The 4794-nt window shown below is 70.3% G+C and carries 9 protein-coding genes; 5 read left to right on the plus strand and 4 right to left on the minus strand.

Annotated features, from left to right (window positions below):
- On the plus strand, positions 1-364 hold a 364-nt coding region (locus ACFWI9_RS31755), incomplete at its 5' end, for a helicase associated domain-containing protein (RefSeq protein ID WP_387167995.1).
- A complete protein-coding gene (locus ACFWI9_RS31760; protein ID WP_387167998.1) occupies positions 364-897 on the plus strand; it encodes a hypothetical protein in 534 nt (177 codons plus the stop codon). The genes ACFWI9_RS31755 and ACFWI9_RS31760, both read left to right, overlap by 1 nt.
- Before the next feature lie 215 nt (positions 898-1112).
- On the opposite strand, the gene ACFWI9_RS31765 is transcribed toward ACFWI9_RS31760, so the two are convergent.
- The gene (locus ACFWI9_RS31765) at positions 1113-1304 is read right to left on the minus strand and encodes a hypothetical protein (protein WP_387168001.1); all 192 of its coding nucleotides are present in this window, start codon (positions 1302-1304) and stop codon (positions 1113-1115) included.
- Between the two features lie 283 nt (positions 1305-1587).
- Between ACFWI9_RS31765 and ACFWI9_RS31770 the strand changes: the two genes are divergently transcribed.
- Positions 1588-1947 carry a hypothetical protein gene (locus ACFWI9_RS31770; RefSeq protein ID WP_387168003.1) on the plus strand — a complete coding sequence of 120 codons (360 nt, stop codon included), beginning with the start codon at positions 1588-1590 and terminating at the stop codon, positions 1945-1947.
- An 18-nt stretch (positions 1948-1965) separates the two neighbouring features.
- On the opposite strand, the gene ACFWI9_RS31775 is transcribed toward ACFWI9_RS31770, so the two are convergent.
- Positions 1966-2955 (minus strand): hypothetical protein, encoded by a 990-nt coding sequence (locus ACFWI9_RS31775; protein ID WP_387168020.1) that lies wholly within the window; start codon positions 2953-2955, stop codon positions 1966-1968.
- 105 nt (positions 2956-3060) lie between these two features.
- On the opposite strand from ACFWI9_RS31775, the gene ACFWI9_RS31780 reads away from it, so the two are divergent.
- Both ACFWI9_RS31780 and ACFWI9_RS31785 read left to right on the plus strand, forming a co-directional pair.
- The gene (locus ACFWI9_RS31780; RefSeq protein ID WP_387168006.1) at positions 3061-3492 is read left to right on the plus strand and encodes a DUF6233 domain-containing protein; all 432 of its coding nucleotides are present in this window, start codon (positions 3061-3063) and stop codon (positions 3490-3492) included.
- A gap of 14 nt (positions 3493-3506) precedes the next feature.
- Positions 3507-3710, plus strand: a complete 204-nt coding sequence (locus tag ACFWI9_RS31785) for a hypothetical protein (protein WP_387168009.1) — start codon at positions 3507-3509, stop codon at positions 3708-3710.
- A gap of 92 nt (positions 3711-3802) precedes the next feature.
- On the opposite strand, the gene ACFWI9_RS31790 is transcribed toward ACFWI9_RS31785, so the two are convergent.
- Together ACFWI9_RS31790 and ACFWI9_RS31795 are read right to left on the minus strand one after the other, a co-directional pair.
- Positions 3803-4222 carry a helix-turn-helix domain-containing protein gene (locus tag ACFWI9_RS31790; RefSeq protein ID WP_387168011.1) on the minus strand — a complete coding sequence of 140 codons (420 nt, stop codon included), beginning with the start codon at positions 4220-4222 and terminating at the stop codon, positions 3803-3805.
- Between the two features lie 71 nt (positions 4223-4293).
- A complete protein-coding gene (locus ACFWI9_RS31795; RefSeq protein WP_387168014.1) occupies positions 4294-4578 on the minus strand; it encodes a hypothetical protein in 285 nt (94 codons plus the stop codon).
- Positions 4579-4794 lie beyond the last annotated feature (216 nt).

Raw genomic sequence — 4794 nt, forward strand, 5'->3', positions numbered from 1 at the left:
GGTCGAGGACCTGGGGGTGTGGGTTACCGGGCAGCGGGCCGGATGGGAGCGGCTGATGCCCGCGCAGCAGTACCTCCTGGAGTCCATCGGGATCGAGCCCCTGGGGGAGGGTGAGGCGGCCGTGGGTGCCCCGAAGTCGCAGGATGCACGGTGGGCCGCCAACCTCGCCGCTGCACAGCAGTTCCACGCCCGCGAAGGGCATCTGCGGCCAGCACGCAAGCACGTCGAAATCGTGGACGGCGAGCCGCACCGGCTCGGAGCGTTCTTGGACAACACCCGCCGCAGGGCCGGGAAGTTGAGTCCGGAGCGGCGGGCGCAACTGGCGGCGCTCGGTCTGGAGTGGGCGCAGGAGGGTGGGGCGTGATGTGGGGTGCGGAGGATGTGGCGCGGGCCTCGGTCCGTCGGCAGGGCGCGGGACTGAGCGCGGCGCAGGTCGCGGACAAGGTCGCGGAAGCCGCGCGGCGGGAGCGGGAGACCAGCGCGCAACTGGACTCCCCCGTGGCCGACCCGGGGCCGTACGCAACGGACCCGGAGGATCTGGCGGAGCAGTGGGCCGCCCGGCACACGGAATGGCGGCGCGTCGCCGCCCTGATCGACACCTGCGGCTGGCCGGCCTACGACCCAGGACAGGACGTCCAGGGCAGCCAGTGGGCGCGGGAACGCGACGAACTACGGACCGGTGCTAGGACACGGCACGCCGCGTGGCAGCAGGAACGCCAGGACGCACGCGACGAGCTACGGACCGAGGTCTGGCTTGCTGCTGATCCCAGCCGCCGGCTGCGCGCCGTCGCCGCCCGCACCGGCCTGCGCCCCGAACATCTGCTCGCCCAACTCGCCGACCACGCCCGGCTGAACGACGACGGCACCCTCACCATCGATCCCTTCACCCCGCGCTGACGGACCCGCCACGAAGACCCGCTTGACCGACTTCCCTGCCCGACCCCGTCGTAGAGGGCGTTGCAGGGAAGTAGTCGGCGTGGCCCGGACTCGTCAAAACGTGCTCTGGTCTGGCCTTTTGGTAGTCCGGTCTGCTGGGTCCGACGCGACCAGAGGTGCGACCAGGGATGCGACCAGGGGCGCGACCTCGGGACGGAGGCCGGCGCCCTTGGGGATCACCGGCTCCCGGCCGTTCCCGGTCCAAGGATCCGCCGTCCTGCGGGGAGGACAACGTCCTGGTGCCCGGCGTCCTGCGCGAGCGGGTTGGCGGTGCGTTCGGCGGGCAGCAGCCGTTCGGACGGGGGTACCGCCGATGTCGCGGGGGTGGGGGTGGGTCCGGTGCCGAGTCGTCGGCGCGTGGTGCTCATACCCGCAGCGTGACACGTACGGACTGCCGGTCTCGCCTGTGTGGGTCAGGAGGCGGGCCGGTACGTGGCGGCCGGGCCGATCGAGTTGGGCCCGAACTTCTCCCGGATCTGGTCGGCGGTCGACTCCGCCGTCAGGCGTTCCAGATCGGGCCCGCGCCAACGGCTGCGTCCTCGCCCGCGCCGGCGTCCGAGCGCTGACCTGTCCCCGCACCTCTCTCAGGATCAACTCCGATGGGGGCCACCGGTCGTGGGGATCGTCGCGGGCCCTCCTACGCTGTCCTCCATGACCGCTGGCGAGTTCCAGTACGAGTACGAGAAGCAGCGGGCCGGCCAGCTCGCCCTGGGACGGCTGCTGACCCGGGCCACCAAGGCCGGGCTGCGTCCGCTGACCTGGACGGTCAGCCCTTCGGGCGTGTTGGTCGGCAAGGAGTCCGGTGCGCTACACCGCACGGAGATCGAGAAGCTCTTCGAGGCGTGGGCCGGGTTTCTGGGTGACGGCCTGGTCATCGAGGACGACAACGTCTTCTCCTCCACCACCGACGTCACCAAGAACGCCTACACCCAGACCGCGCCGGGCGCGGGGGAGGGCGTCACCGTACGGCTGCGTATCACCGTCACCAGCGACTGGGAGCAGTACCTGTAGGAGACACGGCTCCCCTCCTCAGCTCGCGGGTCGGTACGTGGCGGCCGGGCCGATCGCTCCGGGCCCGAACTTCTCCAGGATCCGGTCGGCGGTCGACTCCGCCGTCAGGCGTGCCTGCCGGGCGGCGTCGAGGCTGAGCTGTTCGGCGACCTGGTCGGCGTCGACCAGGTCCTCGCCGCGCAGCGCGAGTCCGGTCAGCCGGCCGCGCTGGAGGCCGGCGGCGTCCATCATCTGGTAGGTGAGCTGGCGCAGGTCGTCTTCGTGTGCGGACGGCTCGGTCAGGCGGCGTGTCTTCTCCCACTTCGGGCCGCCGGCGAACGACAACGTGAGCGTGAGAGCACGCGCGGCCTGCCCCCGGCGGCGCAGTTCAGCACCGAGCTGCACGACCAAGCCGAGCAGGGCTGATCGCGCGGGGGCGCCGTCGAGGACGTCGTGGGGGAAGCGGTGGCGGACCGTCGCGGAAGCCGGCTGGAGGCGTGGGGTGACGGTGCGGGGGTCGATGCCGCGGGCCCGATCGACCGCTGTACGGCCGGCCTTCCCTCCGAGCATCCGCTGGACCGTGGCCGGCGGGAGCGCGGCGAGCATGCCGACGTGGTCGATGCCGTAGCGCTTCAGGACGGCCGCGTGACGGGGGCCGATGCCGTGCAGGTCCTCTACGGGGAGCAGGGCGAGCCAGTCGGTGACGTCGGCCGGCTCGATGGCCAGGACGCCGCCCGGGTGCGGGATCTGTGCAGAGGCGGTCGTGGCGACGGTGACGGTCGAGCCGATGCCGACGCGTACGTCGATGCCGTACCGGGAGACCGTCCGCAGCCGGAGCACGTCTCCGAGGTGGGCGGCGGTGGCGCCGTGGTAGCGCAGCGCGCCGCGCAGGTCGACCAGGGCCGCGGTGGGCGGCAGGGCCTGCACCACCGGTGACAGCTCCCCGAGCTGCTCCAGGACCAGCCGGTACAGCTCTTCCGGCAGCCGCTCCGGGCAGCGCACATGCATCACCACCGGCACCTGCCGCATCTCTCCGTCCGTGTTCACTGCACCCGCCTCTCACTCCCCACACTATCGAACTAGTATTCGAACACGCGAGTATGCGCACCACGGACCACGGATCTGGATCACGACATGCCCGACGACCTGCCGCCCGACCTGGACCGCCTGACCACCCTGCGGGTCTGGCACGCCATGTGTCTGGACCGCATCGACCGCAGGATCGCCTATATCCAGAAGCGGCAGGCCGAAGAGGAACGCGGGCACCGCAACCGGCCCCGCCCCCCGGACTGGGTCGTCGAACTGAGTAGGGCCACCAGCGAACCGCTTCAGGTCCACGACGGCGAGTGCGGCATCAAGGGCAAACGGCACCGCGCGGTCAGCCGCGACGAAGCCCGCCGGCTCCTCACCGCAGACGCGGTGCCAGCCTGCCCGTTCTGCCAACCCGACACCCAGCTACGGATCATCGGTGACTTAGCCGCCCGGCGAGACCCCGGCCGCGCCTCGAACGATCGTGCGACCTCGCCCGTTATCCTGCCGAGTGGGCGACTTGTGATGACTGCCTAGAACAGGACCCTCCGATGACCACGACTCCCCCGCCCCCGCTCACCGAACCCGACCCGTCCGCACTGACCTGTCCCGGGGACCGGGTCGGCCTCTGCTCCGGATGCCAGCGCAAGACCCACAAGTACGGCAGCGGCGGCTGCCCTTTGTGCCAGTGGTGCATGGCGCCGGTGATGGAGCAGTGGAGTTCCAACGTGCGCTACACCAGCACACGGGTCTGACCGCTCCCCCCACGTCCAGCCGCTGCTTGGTACCTGTTTCTAAGCCTCGGTGAGCGTCTGACCGGCTCAGAAATCGAACAGAGGTGGACCGGTCATGGCGCGGGCGTCCGGACGTCTGAGGCGTAGGCGATGGAGAGCGCGGGAACCTCCTGAGCAACGCGGGCAACGACAGCGCGGTGCCAGGAAGCAGGGAACTCGGGCCCGGGGTGGGCGGCCTCGTATTCGGAGTCGTCGCGGTAGGTGATGACGCCGGGATCTGGGAGGTCCATCAGCTTCTCGACGATGCCGTCGACGTACTCACCGGTGCGCCGTTCGAGGTCTTCGATCGCCAGTCGGACCCCGTCGGGGATGGTGTACTTGCCCTGCTCCCAGTGGCGGACGGTGCGCGGCGAGACGCCGAGGTGGGCGGCGAGCCAGTCGCCTGTGAGGCCCAGGAATTCGCGGACGACCTTGAACTCGGCGGGGGTCATTCGCTCGTCTTCGGGCATGTCGGGCGGGTCGCTGTACTGCACGGCGAGAGTCCTCTCGTGGGTGCGGCCCGCCCCGAGTTACTTCCGGTGCGGGCCGTGAACTGGTGCGATCGTCAGGAGCGTTCGACGGTGATGACGTAGCCGGAGTCGATCTGCTCCCAGTCGCCGTCCGTCCGCCAGCCCGCCTCGGTCAGCAGGTCTTCGGCCTCGGACTGTGCCTTGCTGTGGTCGCCGCGAACCTCGGCGGGAATGCCGGTCTCGGCTTTGAACGCCTCGTCCGCACCCGCCTTCGTGGTCCAGCCGCTGCCCGTCCACTCATCTTCGAGGACGAGGACGTCGCAGGTGGTGCCGACGATCATGGTCGGGTCGACAGTGAGCCAGGCGGTGAAGTGCTGCATGGTCCGGGTCCTTCCGGAGGGGTCTGGGGCTGTTCCCCTGACCTTGCGACACCATCATAGCTTCCTAATTTAGGAAGGTTCAAGGGGGTATGCTGACGGCATCTGGGGAGTTGGGCCTGCGATGGGTGCCTGCTGCCGGTCCGGGGCAAGGAGATGACGCTGTCTTCGAGAACGATCAGTCCCGTGCTGCTTCCCGGGGAGCCGGCTGGCCGCTGC

The organism is Streptomyces sp. NPDC127084, assembly GCF_042724175.1.
Lineage (GTDB): Bacteria > Actinomycetota > Actinomycetes > Streptomycetales > Streptomycetaceae > Streptomyces.